Source organism: Amphritea sp., assembly GCF_016744155.1.
Taxonomy (GTDB): Bacteria; Pseudomonadota; Gammaproteobacteria; order Pseudomonadales; family Balneatricaceae; genus Amphritea.
The window spans coordinates 110,591-127,649 of the sequence record NZ_JADGEW010000004.1; the positions used below are offsets into that span (position 1 = coordinate 110,591).

Consider the following 17,059-nt stretch of genomic DNA (forward strand, 5'->3'; position numbering starts at 1 on the left):
GAAGGATTTAGCTGTTATTAATCGGTAGCGGTTGTTTGATGTGTTAGTTAAAGGTTCGCCCTCTCTCTCGCTAAATCGTTTCGCTTCCAAACCTGCTGACCTAACAATCCCAGAGTAATAAGTAGTCCTAGTAATAATGCATAAAACATTGCGCTACCCAGGCAGTAGATAAACAGTCCGCAGGCGAACAGTCCAACGATTATCGCAGGCCTGCAACGATGATCAAGTAACTGCCACGCAGCCAGCATTGAGACGGTATAAATTACCACAAATGAGCCGTTTACCCAGTGGGCTATGACGGTGAAATCCATCTCTGCCAGGTAGCTAAGCACCAGCATCAGTGCAGAAATACCCATAAAAGTGATTAATGCAGTCGATGGAATCCTATGCGGGTTCAGCGCGCGTAATGGGTTAGGCAAGATGCCATCGTTACTGAAGCTCCAGGCTAGGCGGGAGAGGCTGGCAAAGTAGATATTGATAGTCGCTATCCCGCTGATAAAGCCTAAGCCTCCGATGATCCAGCGGCCGCTATTACCAAGCTGCGTCTCAAACAGGCCTACCATCGCCAGTGGGTGTTCGGGAGCCTGCATTGATAACCAGGTGCAGCCGATATAGATCAGTCCTACCAGAGATACACCGATCAAAGTTGCCGGAATAAAGTCTCTCTTCACATCTTTAAACTCGCCAGCCAGGTGGGTGATCGCTTCAATGCCAAGAAAACTCCAGATCGCCAGCCCTATCGCTTGCATCATGCCGTTGTAATCACCAATATTTGTCGTAACGCTCAGAGCTTTAGTGGTATTTGATTCGGGCGTTTGAACAAGTGACATTGCCAGCATCAGAGTGACAACGAATAGAATCATAATTGTCAGCCCCATCTGAATATTGCCTGAGAGTTGCAAGCCTCGACGGTTAACAAAGAACAATAGTAAAAAGATCAGCAGTTCACCGCATAACTGCTGTTCTGCAGAGAGGGTGATAACCGGCTGCAGAAACTTGAAGGTCATGATGAGTGCTGCTGCAGCTCCGGGAGGAACTGAAAACAGAAATAACAGGCCAATGATGCGACCAGGGAGTGGGCCAAATGCCTGATCTACAAAATAAGCAGGGCCTGCTGCGTGAGTGAAGCGGCGGCCCAGTTCGGCAAAGACGTAAGTTAAAGGGAGAATGCCCAATAGCAGGATGGCCCAGGCCCAGATCGCTTTATCACCGGCAACAACGATGGTTAACTGTGGCAGGATAAAGACACCGGTGCCTAGTAGGGTGGTCGCAATGAGCCCTATTCCTTGCCAGCGGGTGATGGTTTGATTTAGCCTAGTCATCCTTTTTTCCAGATCGTTATAAATAGTGTCAGTAAAGTGTACGATTAATGCGAAAAACGTTGCGTCGTGGTTTACTGTCGATCTGTAGTTTTTTCATTAATTTGCCGACGTTTTGCATACTCAGGTTACGCATGGATAGTTTTGATCAGAAAATAATCGCAGCACTTCGGGAAAATGCCCGTCAGAGCGTGTCAGCCATTGCCGAACAGGTCAGTCTGTCACGCCCGGCCGTTTCAGAGCGGATAAAGCGCTTAGAAGAGCAGGGCGAGATTGTTGGCTATCAGGTGCTGACAGCAAAGAAGACTGAAGCCGGAGGCTTTCTTAAGGCTTATTTTGAGATTAAACAGGGGGGCTTTAAGTGTCGCCCGCTAGTCCAGATGCTGCTGCAATATCCGGAAGTTAAACATTGTCACGGTATCAGTGGTGAAGTTGACCTGTTGGTGTACCTGGAGTTTGCTGGCATGCAGCGGCTACACGACATTCTTGCTGAAATTGATGAAGAGCTACCTAAGGATGCGAAGGTTGTCACTCACATGGTGATGCAGGAGTGGGAACGATAAACTGTCTCATCTCTTATTCCTGGGTAGATAGTTTTTTGCTTTTCAATTCAATAGTATTTCCTTCAGGGTCTTCGATGTAGATCGATTGCCCAAAGCCTTCACTGCCATAGCGTTCAGAGAAATCATCGATAACTATTTTATGCTGCTTTAGGTGCTCGCTGATCTGTTGTTCAGATATTGGATCAAGTAATAGGCAAAAATGGTCAAGGTTGTTCTCAGTTTTAGTAGGGGGCCCTCCACCTACACGGCCCAGTTCACTGTCTACCGGGACGATATCGATTAATGCGCTACCTGCACGTAGCTGAACCAATCCTGTTTCTGGCGGCAGGTCCCGTTCTACTTTACAGCCCAGTACATCGCAGTAGAACCGGAGCATGTTTTGTAGCTGGGTAGTTCGCAAGACTATATGATCGATTCCGGCAATGTTAAAGGGCATGTTCAACCTCAGAAAAACGGTGATAACCGTTAGTTTAGTCGCTAGAAGGGCTGTGTTGCAGGTTTAAACGGTGTCATTTTTAAAACTCTTATAAGACCATGCACCTACCTGTAGTTTTCGATATTGGGTTGGCGAGATTCCCATCACTTTTTTGAACATTCGTGAGAAATAATACGCGTCTTCGTAACCCACCATGAAAGCCACTTCGGCGATGGTTCTGGTACTGATATCCAACAGATGGCAAGCCCGTTCTATTTTCAGTTGAATAAAATGGTTAATCGGTGTGGTGCCGGTGACATCCTTATATCGCTTAATAAAATGAAACTTCGATAGGTTAACGCTGGCGGCCAGGGTGTCTATATCCAACTGTTCGTGGATACGGGCCTGCATCAGGCTGTGAACTTTTTCCAGATTGAAACTGTCTGCGTCCTGGCTACGAACCAATGGCTGTAATAGCGCTATATGCGTGAGGATTTGACGCAATTGATTTGCGGCATTGATAAAGGCATTCAGATGGTAACTGCTGTGGCGAGCTTCCAGTAGGGCATCGAATTCGCTAACCAGATTACTGTGTAGGCCAAGGTGTAAAATGTGTTTCTGTTTGGGTAGCTGTAAATGATTCATGAACTCATCTGATAGCTCTCCTTCAAAATGACACCAGTAGATGGTCCAGGGAAAGTTTAGGCTGGAAGCATATTGATGAGCAAGCCCTCTGGGTAATACTGCAAGATCACCGCTATTTATCGCAAAGTTTTTTTGATTAATACGGATTTTCCCTTTGCCTTCAAGGCAATAGATCAATAGATGATCATCGTGCTCAAGGCGCTCCATTCGGTGCCCTTCAGCCTCTTTATAGTATCCTGCCCCGAGTGGGTAAAGATCCTTTGAAAGCCTGTTCTGAGTGAGCTTTCGGATGATTTTGTGGGGCATAACAAAGCGAATACTTTGTGGTGGTAGAGGCCAGTTTGATGGAGTACTCATACAGGGTGCTCGACTAAGGTATTAGGCGTTTATTAGGGTATTCATGTATTCAATAGCAATATAGTCCATTAATATAGCAACATTATCAATCATCCACAGCCTTAAGCTGTGCTTTAATCGATTATTTCCAGAAAGTAACGGGGCTGCTTGCCGCTGTTCGTTTGGAATCACTGTTTGTTCAGTGCTGTGGATAGGTAGCGTTTGTCGGTCTTGAGACTGGTAATCATTGAGTTGTATTTAGGAGAAGTAACTATGGCGAATCAAGACAATAAATCACCAGAGAGTCAATTGGTGAGTTTCTTGTCCGGTAATCCATTGCTGGGTTCCTGTCTGGGACAGAAAGAGATGGATGACTTGTTGGGGGCTTTACCTTCTCTGGCAGCGCCATCGGCTAACACGGTTCAGGCCTGGACTGAGGCAATGATGAATTACCAGCGTGATACGCTGAAGTTGTGGATGAATCCTTGGTCAAACCTGACTGGGCAGAAAGGTTCAGCAGTGATTGAACCCCAGGCAGGTGATCGCCGTTTTAAAGATGAAGAGTGGAAAAACAATCCTGTTTGCAACTTTTTGATGCAATCTTATCTGCTGGCGTCACGTGCGATGTGCGAATCTGCCGATGCGAGTGAGCTAGATGCACATGATCAGCGAGTGCTGAGCTTTTATACTCGTTACGCTGCTGATGCACTGGCGCCAACTAACTTTCTGCATACAAATCCTGAAGTGATCCGTCAGGCGGTTGAAAGCCAAGGTCAGAGTCTGGTCGACGGATTCAAAAACATGACCGAAGATTTGCAGTCCGGTGCTATCACAACGTCCGATCCTGATGGTTTCACACTGGGTGAAAATATTGCAGGTACTCAGGGCAGCGTGGTTTTCCGTAATGAGTTGATGGAAGTGATTCAGTACAAGCCGCTGGTTGAAAAAGTTTATCAGCGACCCCTTGTGATCGTGCCTCCCTGTGTTAATAAATTCTACATTTTCGACCTCAATGAGCGTAAGTCATTTGTTAAGCATGCGTTGGAGCAGGGTCAGAATGTTTTCATAATTTCCTGGCGTAATGCATCACAGGAGATGTGTGATGTGTCCTGGGATGATTACATTCAGAAAGGTCTCTGGACTGCATTCGATGTCGCCCGGGATATCAGTGGCGTCAAAAAGATCAACGTATTGTCTTGGTGTATCGGCGGTACCATGATGGTAACTGCGTTGGCAGCGATGTCAGCAGCCGAACGTCGTAATATTGTTTCAGCAACCTTCCTTACTACCATGATCGATTTCTCCGATCCGGGTGAGGTTGAAGTTTTCGTCGATCAGAAGCAGATCGAAGGCTTCCATAATCGTGTGGAGGCATCCGGTGTTCTTCCTGGTAACGACCTTGGGCGTGCAATGGCTATGCTGCATGCAAATGAGTCTATCTGGCACTTCGTGATTAACAACTACTTGCTGGGCAAAACGCCACCGCCATTCGATGTGTTGCACTGGAATGCTGACACCTCCAATCTGCCAAAGGATATGTATAATTTCTTCGTCAACAACATGTACCACAAAAATCTGCTTAAAGAGGCGGGTGGTGTGACTGTATGTGGTAAGGCTTTGAATGTGGCAGATATCGATGTTCCCTGTTACTTCGTTTCAGCCACTGGAGACCATATTGTGCCTTGGCGCACGACCTTCCTGGCCAAAGATTTGATCGGAGATAATGTAGAATTTATTCTGACCGAAGGTGGTCACGTGTCGGGCACTGCGATCAACCATCCAGTTAAATGCCGTCGTTCATTCTGGCACGGCGGTGAGTCCGGTCTCAATGGCGACGACTGGCAGGCCTCAGCTGAAAAGCAGGCAGGTAGCTGGTGGGAGCATTGGCACGCATGGTTGTCCGAGAAAGGCGGTAAGCAGATTGCTGCCCCTGAGCAGTTGGGCAATGACGCTTACCAGCCGATGGAAGCAGCCCCGGGTGTTTATGTTAAAGAAGACGTTAACCAAAACGGCTGATGGCGCTGGATGGCTATACCCATTGGGCTGTAGTCATCTTGCCGCAAAAGAGTTTATTTAGGTGTTGTGTATATGATGTCGGGTGCAGCTAACAAAGATGCCGTGGTGGCGAATATTCAACCAGAACCAGCTCAGCATACTGTGTTGGGTTTTGGGCCTGACGGTTATCATGAGATCGCCTATACCCAATGGGGTGAGCCAGATCCACAGCGGACAGTGATCTGCATCCATGGTCTGACCCGTAATGCCCGCGACTTCGACAAGCTTGCGCTGCAGTTATCGGCAAACCATCAGGTACTGTGCCCCGATGTGGTGGGGCGTGGTGATAGCGATTGGCTGGCAGAACATAGTCATTATACGCTGGACCAGTTTGCAGCGGACCAGAGGCAGGTTATCGCCCGATCAGGTGCGAATGCGGTGGATTTGATTGGTACCTCGATGGGAGGGCTGATCGGCATTGTGCTGGCTTCTGAGAAAAACTCTCCCCTGCGACGGCTGGTGATCAATGATATTGGTCCTTTCATTCCTGCACCTGCAATTCGACGTATCAAAGAATACCTCTGTGTTGATCCTGTGTTTAGCTCACTCGATGAAGCAGAGGCCTATTTTCGTGAGGTCTATGCTCAGACACATCCGATGACGGATCAGGATTGGCAGCATTACGCCCTGCATGGTGTGCGCCTGGATGAACAGGGTCAATATCGTTTACATAACGACCCGAAAATCGGTGAGACGATCAAGCGTTATTGGGCGTTTATGCACGTCAATCTCTGGTCCTGTTGGGATCGTATTGAGTGCCCGGTGCTGGTGATACGCGGTGAGAAATCAGACTTCCTTACCGAGTCCATCGCCCAGCGGATGGCGACAACCGGTCCTAAGGCCGAGGTGATCACAATTCCAGATATTGGACATCATCCTTCATTACAGTCGCAAGAGCAGATTTCAATGATTACGGATTGGCTGGATAAAACGCAATATGAGCCTGTTGTTGACTAGATAGGTGATGAGCTCCTTTGGGCTTAGTAGATATAGAGGCTGTGGTAACAGGCTTAAAATAAGATTTTATGACTTGAAAGCTAATTACAGCAAGATAGTCCAGTAATTAAGCAATTTAATCAATCAGGTGGGCCAGGTTACTGTGCTTAAATAATACCTGAGAATTAACTTAAACGCTGTGTGGCTAGGCAGCACACACAGCCAAGCAAGGTGGAAAAAATGACTCAGCAAGTCCCTTTATTGATCAACGGTGAAATGATTCAGAGCCAGAGTGAGCAATGGTTACCGGTAACTAACCCCGCTACTCAGGAAGTAATTGCTCAGGTGCCATGTGCTACTGAATCTGAAATTGAGCTGGCGATTGATGCGGCGAAAGCAGCATTTGAAACGTGGAAAGAAACCCCAGTAGGTGAGCGTGCGCGTCTGATGTTACGTTACCAGCACCTGCTGAAAGAGAATCACGACGAAATTGCAACGATTCTGTCACAGGAAACCGGCAAAACCTTTGAAGATGCCAAAGGCGATGTATGGCGTGGTATAGAAGTTGTTGAACATGCTTGTAATATCGCATCCCTTAGCATGGGTGAGACAGTTGAAAACGTAGCTCGCAAGATTGACTGCTACAGCATTACTCAACCATTGGGTGTGTGTGTTGGTATTACACCATTTAACTTCCCTGCAATGATTCCTTTGTGGATGTTCCCTATGGCGATTGCCTGCGGTAACACTTTTGTACTGAAGCCTTCTGAGCAAGATCCACTGACGCCGATGCGTCTGGCTGAATTGTTCCAGGAAGCCGGTGCTCCAGCAGGTCTGCTGCAGGTTGTTCATGGTACTAAGGACGCTGTAAATCAGCTGCTGACACATAAAGACACTCCAGCGATATCCTTTGTTGGTTCAGTTGCAGTCGGTGAACATATCTACCGTACCGGTACGGATAAGATGAAGCGTGTACAGGCATTTGCCGGTGCGAAGAATCATATGGTTATCATGCCGGATGCGGCGAAGAATCAGGTTGTTAACAGTATTGCAGGTGCTTCAGTAGGTGCTGCTGGTCAGCGCTGTATGGCTATCTCTGTTGCTGTATTCGTTGGTAAGTCCCGCGAGTGGATTCCTGAAGTACGTGATGCGCTGGCTAAAGTGCGTCCGGGTGCATGGAACGATCCTGAAGCGGGATACGGTCCGCAGATCAATCCACAGGCTAAAGAGAAGGTTCTGGGATTCATTCAGCAAGGTAAAGATGCCGGTGCTGACTGTATTCTGGATGGTTCCGACGTTGTGGTTGAAGGTTACCCTGATGGTAACTGGGTGGGACCAACGATGTTCCGTAATGTGACTACTGATATGTCTATCTATCAGCAAGAGATCTTCGGTCCTGTACTGATTACGTTGGAAGTCGATACGCTGGATGAAGCTATCGAACTGATCAATAACAACCCTTACGGTAATGGTACCTCCATGTTTACCTCTTCTGGTGCTGCTGCACGTAAATATCAGCACGAGATTAAAGTAGGTCAGGTGGGTATTAACGTTCCTGTACCAGTGCCTCTGCCAATGTTCTCTTTCACTGGTTGGAGAAAATCTTTTTACGGTGATCAGCACGCTTACGGTAAGCAAGCAGTGCGTTTCTACACTGAAACTAAGACGGTAACCGCCCGCTGGTTTGAGGATGATATTGATACAGGTGTAAATACCTCTATCAACCTGAAGTAAAGCTACAGCGCTGGGAGTCTCGGCAGATGCCTTGATTCTTCAGCGCTTGTTAGGTTTCGCCAACAAATAGCTATCAAAGATTGTTGAATAAGAATCTACAGGACCTGTTGTAACGTGCTAAGCACAAGGTCTTTAGTACGAGGTGAGTAATGGATTTTGAACTGAACGAAGATCAGATTGCGTTTGCCGATATGGCCCGTAACTTTGCCCAGAATGAACTGGCACCCAATGCCGGTGAGTGGGATCTGCAGCAAACTTTCCCTGTAGAGGTTTTGAAAGCAGCGGGTGAACTGGGCTTCTGTGGCCTGTACTCCCATGAGGATGTCGGTGGTCTGGGAATGAGTCGCCTGGATTCCAGTATCATCTTTGAGCAATTGGCGATGGGTTGTACTTCGACGACCGCATTTATCACAATTCATAATATGGCTACCTGGATGATCTCTGAATTTGGCGCAGAAGATGTGCGTCAGCAGTGGTGTCCAGAGCTCACTGCCGGTGAAAAACTGGCATCCTACTGTCTTACCGAGCCGAACGCTGGCTCCGATGCGGCCTCGCTTAAAACAACCGCCCGTCGTGATGGTGATGACTACATATTAAATGGCAGCAAGATCTTTATATCCGGCGCAGGGGCTACCGACTGTCTGGTGGTTATGGCGCGCACTGGTGTTGACGGTCCTAAGGGAATCTCTGCCTTTGCTATTGATGCCACGCTGGAGGGTATTACCTACGGCCGTAAAGAAGAAAAAATGGGCTGGAACAGCCAACCAACCCGCATGATTACTTTTGAAGATGTCCGTATACCCGCCTCGGCTATTCTGGGACAGGAAGGGGATGGCTTTAAAATCGCAATGCGCGGTTTGGATGGCGGACGTATTAACATTGCGACTTGCTCTATTGGTACCGCTCAGCAGGCGCTGGATAACGCGACTGAGTATATGCACGAACGTAAGCAGTTTGGTAAGCCGCTGGCTAGCTTTCAGGCACTGCAGTTCAAATTGGCTAACTCAGCCACCGAATTGGTAGCTGCGCGCCAGATGGTGCGTATGGCCGCTTCCCGTCTTGATAATAACCACCCGGATAAAAGCACTTACTGTGCGATGGCAAAGCGATTTGCTACCGATGTTGGCTTTAATGTAGCCGATGAGGCGCTACAGATTTTTGGCGGTAATGGTTATATCAAAGAATATCCGATGGAGCGTTTCCTGCGGGATAACCGGGTGCACCGGATTCTTGAAGGAACAAACGAAATCATGAACGTTATTATTGCTCGTCGATTGTTGCTGGAAAATGCAGCAGCGATTCTTTAACGAGTTGTTTTTTAAAGCGCTATTAAGAATATAAAAGACGGTTAACGTCTGCTAAGAATATATAAGGAAGATCACCATGACCGATAAGCTGATTGTTGAAAAGCGCGGCAACATTGCGCTGCTGACAATGAATAACCCACCGGCAAACACCTGGACTGAAGAGAGTCTGAAAGGTTTAAAGGCACTGGTGGAAGAGCTGAATGCCGATCGTGAAATTTATAGTTTAGTGATTACCGGTCAGGGTGAGAAATTCTTCTCTGCCGGCGCTGATTTGAATCTGTTTGCCGGTGGTGATCGAAGTGTTGCCCGTGATATGGCACGTTATTTCGGTGAAGCTTTTGAAACATTGAGCAAATTCCGCGGTGTATCTATTGCTGCGATAAACGGTTTTGCTATGGGTGGCGGCCTGGAAGTGGCGTTGGCTTGCGACGTACGTATCGCAGAAGAACAGTCACAGATGGCGCTGCCGGAAGCGAAAGTTGGTCTGCTGCCATGTGCTGGTGGTACACAAAATCTGACTATGTTAGTCGGTGAGGGCTGGACTAAGCGCCTGATCCTCTGTGGCGAGCGTATTAAAGCGGCTAAAGCCATGGAAATTGGTTTGGTAGAAGAAGTTGTTCCTAAGGGGCAGGCGTTGGAAAAAGCGCTTGAGCTGGCAGCAAATGTTGCTCAACAGAGTCCGACTGCAGTGGCATCTTGCAAAGAGTTGATTCAGAACAACCGTACCCAGCATTGGGATGCCGGTTACATTCTTGAACGTGAACTGTTTGTTGATCTGTTCTTCACTGAAGATCAGAAAGAGGGGGTTAACGCCTTCCTTGGAAAGCGTGCCCCAGAATGGAAAAACCGCTAAGCGGTATACTGAGATACTGATAATGAGCTGTGTGCTGTTTAATGAATATCCGACTCAGGATGGCAAAAAGATTGTTGAGATTCAGCTAAATGCTGAACACTCTCTAAATGCTTTGACGCTGGAAATGATCGATCTGATCCAGCCGCGAATGAATGCGTGGAAGCAGGATGACAGCGTAGTTGCTGTGTTGCTGAACAGTAGTGGCCAGAAAGCATTCTGCGTTGGTGGTGATGTCGTTAACCTGTATAAGGCGATGACCGGCGAGATGTATGAAGACTTCCCGCTGGATTTCTTTACCCGTGAGTACACTCTCGATTACGCGATCCATACCTACCCGAAACCGATAATCTGCTGGGGCAGTGGTTTCGTGATGGGCGGTGGCATGGGGCTGATTAACGGCTGTAGTCACCGTATCGTTACTGAAACCACGCATATGGCGATGCCGGAAGTTACGATCGGTCTGTATCCCGACGTTGGCGGAAGTTGGTTTCTCAACCATATGCCGGGACGTACGGGGCTGTTTATGGGCCTGACTGGTCACCGTATGAATGCCGCTGATGCGCTCTATCTGGGTTTGGCTGATCGTTTTGTTGCGGCCAAGAAGTTACCAGAGGTGATTGAGCGGTTGCAGGGTGAGAGCTGGCAGGGCGATGCATATGCGTCAGTCAATCGAGTGCTGCGTGTGATGGAGAGAGAATCTGCTGATCACATGGTGAGCCATTCACCGGTCCAGAGTCATTATGAGCTGATCCAGAAAGTCACCGATCATGACACCCTCAAAGAGATTATCACCGCGATCCTCAGTCAAGAGAGCGATGATCGGTGGTTTAAGGGTGCACAGAAAACGTTGAAGAACGGTAGCCCGATGGCGATCTATATGATCCATCAGCAGTGGCTACGCTCGCGTCATCTGTCACTGCGTGAAGTGTTTCAGCATGAATTGGTATTGTCGGTACGTTCCTGTCAGGAGCGCGAGTTCTCTGAAGGTGTTCGTGCCTTACTAGTCGATAAAGACAACTGTCCGGCGTGGACCTTTCCTTCATTAGGTGAGGTAGACGAATCCTACATAGAGAGCTTGTTTACGCCACCCTGGGATAAAAACCCTTTGGCGCATCTATAGATTTTTCGGGGAGTTACCCCCGGCAGAATAAGAACAAAGGAAAAGAAAATGGCTACTATTGGTTTTATTGGTTTAGGTAACATGGGCGGCCCGATGGCCATTAATCTGGTTAAAGCCGGCCACAATGTTAAAGCGTTTGATCTTTCTCAGGCAGCAATGGATACCGTTGTAGCAGAGGGCGGTAACGCTGCAGCGTCTGCGGCTGATGCAGTAACCGGAGCAGAGTTCGTTGTTTCAATGCTACCAGCGGGTAAGCACGTACAAGGTCTGTTTCAGACCGGCGATGCGCCACTGTTTGACCTCGTATCTAAAGATGCTTTGATTATTGATTCCTCAACTATCGATGCAGCGACTGCCCAGAGCGTATCTGCGGCAGCTGCAGAGCGTGGCCTGAGCTTTATCGACGCACCGGTATCCGGTGGTGTGGGTGGCGCTGTAGCCGGTACTCTGGCATTCATGGTAGGTGCGACTGATGAGCAGTTTGCTAAAGCTAAACCTGTTCTGGATGTGATGGGTAAGAATATCTTCCACGCGGGTCAGAGTGGTGCGGGTCAGATTGCTAAAGCCTGCAACAACATGCTGCTGTCAATCCTGATGACGGGTACTTGTGAAGCTCTGAATATGGGCATGAAAAATGGTCTGGACCCTGCCGTGCTGTCTGAGATTATGAAGCAGAGCTCCGGTGGTAACTGGGCGCTCAATGTCTACAACCCGGTGCCGGGTGTGATGGACGGCGTGCCATCTTCTAATGATTACCAGGGCGGCTTCCAGGTTGACCTGATGTATAAGGATCTGGGTTTGGCGATGGATCTGAGCCAGCAGAGTGCATCATCTGTTCCTATGGGTTCTGCAGCTCGTTCGTTGTTTAGTCTGCATAAGGCTAAAGGCAACGGTGGTCTGGATTTCTCAAGTGTAATTAAACTGTATCAAGACCAGTAACAATAAACGTTTGAAGTACAACCACTGTCGGCCCGGATGGCCGGCAGCCTCCCTATATAATAAGAAACTGGAGTGCGGTAATGGGATATAACGAGGACTACAAGGCTTCTATTGAAAATCCGGAAGCTTTTTGGGCAGAGCAGGCTGACAGTATTGCGTGGTACAAAAAACCACAAAATATTCTCGAGAAAACAGAACATGGTAGCTACAAGTGGTACGCCGATGGTGAACTGAATAGCTGTTACCTGGCGCTGGATTATCATGTTGAAAACGGTCGTGGCGATCAGGTTGCTCTGTATTACGATTCACCGGCTGCCGGTGGTATCAAAGAAGCGATCACTTATAGCGATCTGCTGGATCGTGTTAGTCGCTTTGCCGGTGCCTTGAAAGCTCAGGGTATTGAAAAAGGTGACCGTGTTGTTATCTATATGCCGATGATCCCGGAAGCGGCAGTGGCCATGCTCGCTTGTGCGCGTCTGGGTGCACCACACTCGGTGGTTTTCGGTGGTTTTGCGCCGAATGAATTGGCGATCCGTATCGACGATGCGACACCAAAACTGATTATCACCGCATCCTGCGGTATCGAATTTGACAAGAAAATTGCCTATAAGCCACTGGTTGATAAGGCGATTGAGCTCTCTGCAAACAAGCCGGACCACACCATCGTTGTACAGCGTCCTATGATCGAAGCTGAGATGACCGCACCGCGTGATCTTGACTGGAATGCGTGCCAGGAAGGTGTTGAACCAGCGGGTTGTACGCCGGTTAGAGGTGACGATCCACTCTATGTTCTGTATACCTCAGGTACCACGGGACAGCCTAAAGGCATCCAGCGTGATAACGGCGGCAATGCGGTTGCACTGAAGTATGCATTGCAGAATATTTACGGTATGCAGCCAGGTGATGTCTGGTGGGCAGCTTCAGATGTGGGCTGGGTTGTAGGTCACTCCCTGATTGTTTACGGACCTTTGATGGGTGGTTGCAGTGCAATCTTCTTTGAAGGTAAGCCGATCCGTAACCCGGATGCGGGTACTTTCTGGCGTATCGTCGAAGAATACGGTGTGAACGCCATGTTCTGTGCACCGACCGCATACCGCGCTGTGCGTAAAGAAGATCCTACCGGTGGTTTGTCTAAGAATTACGATCTGTCTAGCCTGCGTTCGATCTTTGTTGCCGGTGAAAAACTAGATTCTTCAACATACAGCTGGCTGAGTGAACTGCTCGAAGTGCCAATCCTTGATCATTGGTGGCAGACCGAAACCGGTTGGCCGATGACTGCGCCATTGATGGGCTTACCAGATCCTTCTGACGTACGCCTGGGTTCTACCAATAAGCCTGTGCCTGGCTACGATATTCGCGTTGTTGATGGCGAAGGTAATGAAGTTGAAGCGAACGAAGCAGGCAATATTGTTGTTAAGCTGCCTATGCCGCCGGGTGTTGCCTGGACTATCTGGAATAATCCGGAGCGCTTCAACAGTTCATACCTGACTACTTTTGAAGGCTACTACCACACCGGTGACGGTGGTTTCATAGATGAGGATGGCTATGTCTTTATTACGGGTCGTACTGATGACGTAATCAATGTTTCCGGTCACCGTCTTTCTACCGGTGAGATGGAAGAGGTCGTTTCAGCGCACCCAGCTGTTGTTGAGTGTGCTGTTATCGGTATGAACGATTCTATGAAAGGGCAGCTACCTGTTGGTCTGATTGTTCTTAAAGCCGGTGAAGAGATCGATGAGAAACAATTAGAAGCAGAAGTGGTGCAGATGGTTCGCGATCAGGTAGGTCCACTGGCCTGCTTCCGCCGAGCTGTGGTGGTTCAACGATTACCTAAGACCCGGTCCGGTAAAATCCTGCGTGCTATTCTGCGGAAGATTGCTGCCAACGAAGAATACAAAATGCCTTCGACTATTGATGATGAAAGTATCCTCGGTGAGATCACTGATTTGATGGATCAGGCGGGCATGCTGAAATAGATTTGACCTGATCTGAATTTAATAAATCGGTTAAAGTTGATTCAAAATAGTTACATGAGATGTGCAGCATAGAGGTTATGTTGCGCAGCTCAGGAGTAAAAAATGCAGATTAAAGATAGTGTGTTTGTGATTACCGGTGGTGGTCAGGGGCTTGGTCGGGCGATGGCTGAAAATCTGGCATCCCAGGGTGCTGTATTAGCACTCTTAGACCTGAACCAGGAAAAGTTGATTGAAGCTTGTGCGGCCTGTGAAGCGGTTGGCGGTAAAGCCCATAGTTATGTCTGTAATATTACCGATGAGTCTTCAGTTGAAGCGACCTTTGCTGACATTAAGAATGATTGTGGTCAGATTAATGGTTTGATTAACAACGCCGGCCTTATGCGTGATGGCATGCTAATCAAAGTTAAAGATGGCGAGCTGAAAGGCAAAATGGGGCTGGATCAGTTTCAGTCTGTTGTCGATGTGAATATGACAGGTACTTTCCTTTGTGGTCGTGAGGCTGCGGCTATCATGGCGGTGCAGGGTACAGGGGGAGTGATTATTAATGTCTCTTCTGTTTCCCGGGCTGGAAATATGGGGCAGACCAACTATTCTGCAACTAAATCTGCGGTGGCCACGATGGTGGTGAGCTGGGCTGGCGAGCTTGCTCGTCATGGTATCCGTACTGGTGGTATTGCGCCGGGTGTTATCGCCACCGAGATGACCGCTCAGATGAAGCCTGAAGCTGTGGATCGGATGGTTCAGGCAGTACCGCTGAGACGCCTTGGTGAGGTTGAAGAGATGGCTCATACCCTGAAATATATTATTGAAAATGAGTTCTTTACCGGCCGTATCGTTGAAATGGATGGCGGTCTTAGAATCTGATTAAGCGGCTAAAGCTCAGATTTTTCACCTTTTATGAATAGTGCTGGTGCTTGAAAAAAGTACCGTTTAGGGGAAGCTTGCTTCCCCTTTTTTTGCGTTTGTAGCATTGAAGTAATGTTGCACGGAAAGAGAAATTAAAGCGGAGAAAATATGCCGATGGACAGATATTTCGATGATTTTTCAGTAGGCGAGGTTATTAAGGGTCGCAGTGCGACACTGACAGAGGCGCAGATAATTGATTTTGCCTTAACATATGATCCTCAGAGTTTTCATATCGATGTTAATGCTGCAGCAGAAAGTCATTTTGGCGGTTTAATCGCTAGTGGTTTTCAGACAATGGGCCTCTGCTTTCGTTTGATTGTTCAGTTGGGTGTTTTTGAAGCTTGTTCGCTGGGTGGGCCCGGGATAGATGAAGTCCGATTTCTGGCGCCGGTTCGACCAGGGGATACGCTTAGTTCAGAGATGGAAATCATTGAGCATAAAGCCTCTGCGTCAAAATCTGATCTGGGTGTTATCCGTTATTATGTTCGGGGTACTAACCAGCATGGAGATCAGGTGCTCAGCTTTATCGTGACGCATATGCTTAAGCGGCGGGTTTAAAAAGCCTCGCTGTATTCTGTTTTTCGAACAATCAAAACGAAGATTCGGTTTCGCAGAGTGATGCCTTGTTAATTTGCCTTTTCGTACAAGGTTCAACGTCAGCTTTTTATAGATTCAAACGCGTAATCAACGGTGTGTCGCTACCTGTAAATGCTTGAAATGCGGCACCCTGTGGCAGATCTCTGTGGGCGAGTTCCAGATAGATGGCGTTGAGCACTTTCCATTTATATTCCGTCCAGCCCGGGGCTAACAACAGTGCTCTATTTGCCGTACCGGTTAAACGGTGAAAAACAAGTTCAGGCGGGGCTTTAGCCACGATGTCGGCGACCACCTGAACATACTCATTCAGAGTCATGGGTGTCACTTCACCCCGTTTCCATTCCCGAGCCATCTGCGTTCCTCTGACGATATGCAGTGGATGTAACTTTATCCCGGTAGTACCCAAATCAACTACCCGTCGGGCAGAATCTGCGGTGGCATTAATAGATTCCCCGGGTAATCCGGCAATCAGATGAGTACAGTATTGCAGCTCGCGCAGTTGTATTCGCTGTATAGCATCGACATACTCGCCAAAGCCATGGCCACGGTTGACCCGTCGCAAAACCTCATCTGATGTGGATTGCAGTCCCAGTTCCAGCCATACCTCAAAACCTTTGTCGCGGTAGCTAGCTAGCAGATCCAGAACACCGTCAGGCACGCAATCGGGGCGGGTGCCAATCGATAGACCTATCACATCCGGAATAGCCAGTGCTTGATCGTACAGCGTCTTTAGGGCGCTAACTTCAGCATAAGTATTGGTATAGGCCTGGAAGTAGGCAAGGTATTTTCTGGCTCCGGTGCGTTTACGGATAACCTGTTTTCCGGCGGCGACTTGCTCGCAAACTTGCGGTGCTTCTTTGGCATTGGGGCTGAAGGATGAGTTATTACAAAAAGTACAGCCGCCGATTCCTTTAGTACCATCCCGGTTGGGGCAGGTGAAAGCGGCATTGATCGATACCTTATGGACTTTCTGCCCATAACGCTGATACATCGCGTGGCCAAAAGTGTTGATGTAGCGGGTGAGGTTCATATCCGCCTTATGTCTGTTTTGCCCGGTATTAAACAACATTCAGCTCCTGTTGACGGAACTGTGCATTCCGTACTTCTGCAATACCTCGGTAAATATCGAATTCCACATCCCCAATACCGTTTGTTGCGTTGGCATTAAAAGCGTTGATGTAAATCTCTTCATTCTGCGAATTGAGGGGGAGAGAAAGTGCGCCAATGTATTCGCTCAGTTCTGGCAGGGTGTTGTGCTTATTTACCAGATAACTTAATTCGTCGGTATAGGTACGAGTGCTTCCGCTGATCTCTTTGGGGGTGTTGGGACGTTGCATTAAGTCTTCCGGAAAGGCTAA

At 48.2% G+C, this 17,059-nt stretch carries 16 protein-coding genes; 11 read left to right on the forward strand and 5 right to left on the reverse strand.

All coding sequences use genetic code 11. The annotated features are described in order from the left end of the window. Nucleotides 1-47 precede the first annotated feature (47 nt). The gene (yjeH, locus tag QZZ54_RS05340) at nt 48-1,322 is read right to left on the reverse strand and encodes an L-methionine/branched-chain amino acid transporter (protein ID WP_290699876.1); all 1,275 of its coding nucleotides are present in this window, start codon (nt 1,320-1,322) and stop codon (nt 48-50) included. A 47-nt stretch (nt 1,323-1,369) separates the two neighbouring features. On the opposite strand from yjeH, the gene QZZ54_RS05345 reads away from it, so the two are divergent. Next, nucleotides 1,370-1,882, forward strand: a complete 513-nt coding sequence (locus tag QZZ54_RS05345) for an Lrp/AsnC family transcriptional regulator (protein ID WP_290699878.1) — start codon at nt 1,370-1,372, stop codon at nt 1,880-1,882. 13 nt (nt 1,883-1,895) lie between these two features. On the opposite strand, the gene QZZ54_RS05350 is transcribed toward QZZ54_RS05345, so the two are convergent. Together QZZ54_RS05350 and QZZ54_RS05355 are read right to left on the reverse strand one after the other, a co-directional pair. Further along, on the reverse strand, nt 1,896-2,318 hold the full coding sequence (locus QZZ54_RS05350) for a VOC family protein (RefSeq protein WP_290699881.1): 423 nt from the start codon (nt 2,316-2,318) through the stop codon (nt 1,896-1,898). Between the two features lie 63 nt (nt 2,319-2,381). Continuing rightward, entirely contained in the window at nt 2,382-3,299 is a 918-nt protein-coding gene (locus QZZ54_RS05355) for an AraC family transcriptional regulator (RefSeq protein WP_290699884.1), read from the reverse strand. Between the two features lie 252 nt (nt 3,300-3,551). On the opposite strand from QZZ54_RS05355, the gene QZZ54_RS05360 reads away from it, so the two are divergent. From QZZ54_RS05360 to QZZ54_RS05405, 10 genes are all read left to right on the forward strand, one after another. After that, the gene (locus QZZ54_RS05360; RefSeq protein ID WP_290699887.1) at nt 3,552-5,294 is read left to right on the forward strand and encodes an alpha/beta fold hydrolase; all 1,743 of its coding nucleotides are present in this window, start codon (nt 3,552-3,554) and stop codon (nt 5,292-5,294) included. Between the two features lie 72 nt (nt 5,295-5,366). Beyond that, nucleotides 5,367-6,290: an alpha/beta hydrolase gene (locus QZZ54_RS05365; protein WP_290699890.1), complete on the forward strand. Its 924-nt coding sequence runs from the start codon at nt 5,367-5,369 to the stop codon at nt 6,288-6,290. A 219-nt stretch (nt 6,291-6,509) separates the two neighbouring features. Then, a complete protein-coding gene (locus tag QZZ54_RS05370; protein WP_290699893.1) occupies nt 6,510-8,003 on the forward strand; it encodes a CoA-acylating methylmalonate-semialdehyde dehydrogenase in 1,494 nt (497 codons plus the stop codon). 149 nt (nt 8,004-8,152) lie between these two features. Then, complete coding sequence (locus tag QZZ54_RS05375; RefSeq protein WP_290699896.1) at nt 8,153-9,310, forward strand: acyl-CoA dehydrogenase family protein; 1,158 nt, start codon at nt 8,153-8,155, stop codon at nt 9,308-9,310. A gap of 76 nt (nt 9,311-9,386) precedes the next feature. Continuing rightward, on the forward strand, nt 9,387-10,163 hold the full coding sequence (locus QZZ54_RS05380) for an enoyl-CoA hydratase (RefSeq protein ID WP_290699899.1): 777 nt from the start codon (nt 9,387-9,389) through the stop codon (nt 10,161-10,163). Nucleotides 10,164-10,185: 22 nt separating this feature from the next. Continuing rightward, on the forward strand, nt 10,186-11,283 hold the full coding sequence (locus QZZ54_RS05385) for an enoyl-CoA hydratase/isomerase family protein (RefSeq protein WP_290699902.1): 1,098 nt from the start codon (nt 10,186-10,188) through the stop codon (nt 11,281-11,283). 27 nt (nt 11,284-11,310) lie between these two features. Further along, nucleotides 11,311-12,222: a 3-hydroxyisobutyrate dehydrogenase gene (gene mmsB / locus QZZ54_RS05390; RefSeq protein ID WP_290700151.1), complete on the forward strand. Its 912-nt coding sequence runs from the start codon at nt 11,311-11,313 to the stop codon at nt 12,220-12,222. A gap of 80 nt (nt 12,223-12,302) precedes the next feature. After that, nucleotides 12,303-14,198: a propionyl-CoA synthetase gene (locus tag QZZ54_RS05395; RefSeq protein ID WP_290699905.1), complete on the forward strand. Its 1,896-nt coding sequence runs from the start codon at nt 12,303-12,305 to the stop codon at nt 14,196-14,198. A gap of 102 nt (nt 14,199-14,300) precedes the next feature. After that, nucleotides 14,301-15,062: an SDR family oxidoreductase gene (locus tag QZZ54_RS05400; protein WP_290699907.1), complete on the forward strand. Its 762-nt coding sequence runs from the start codon at nt 14,301-14,303 to the stop codon at nt 15,060-15,062. Between the two features lie 150 nt (nt 15,063-15,212). Beyond that, on the forward strand, nt 15,213-15,662 hold the full coding sequence (locus QZZ54_RS05405; protein WP_290699910.1) for a MaoC family dehydratase: 450 nt from the start codon (nt 15,213-15,215) through the stop codon (nt 15,660-15,662). Between the two features lie 106 nt (nt 15,663-15,768). On the opposite strand, the gene QZZ54_RS05410 is transcribed toward QZZ54_RS05405, so the two are convergent. Together QZZ54_RS05410 and QZZ54_RS05415 are read right to left on the reverse strand one after the other, a co-directional pair. After that, complete coding sequence (locus QZZ54_RS05410; protein ID WP_290699913.1) at nt 15,769-16,770, reverse strand: TIGR01212 family radical SAM protein; 1,002 nt, start codon at nt 16,768-16,770, stop codon at nt 15,769-15,771. Next, a complete protein-coding gene (locus tag QZZ54_RS05415) occupies nt 16,760-17,038 on the reverse strand; it encodes a hypothetical protein (RefSeq protein ID WP_290699916.1) in 279 nt (92 codons plus the stop codon). Before QZZ54_RS05415 ends, QZZ54_RS05410 begins: the two co-directional genes overlap by 11 nt. Between the last annotated feature and the right edge of the window lie 21 nt (nt 17,039-17,059).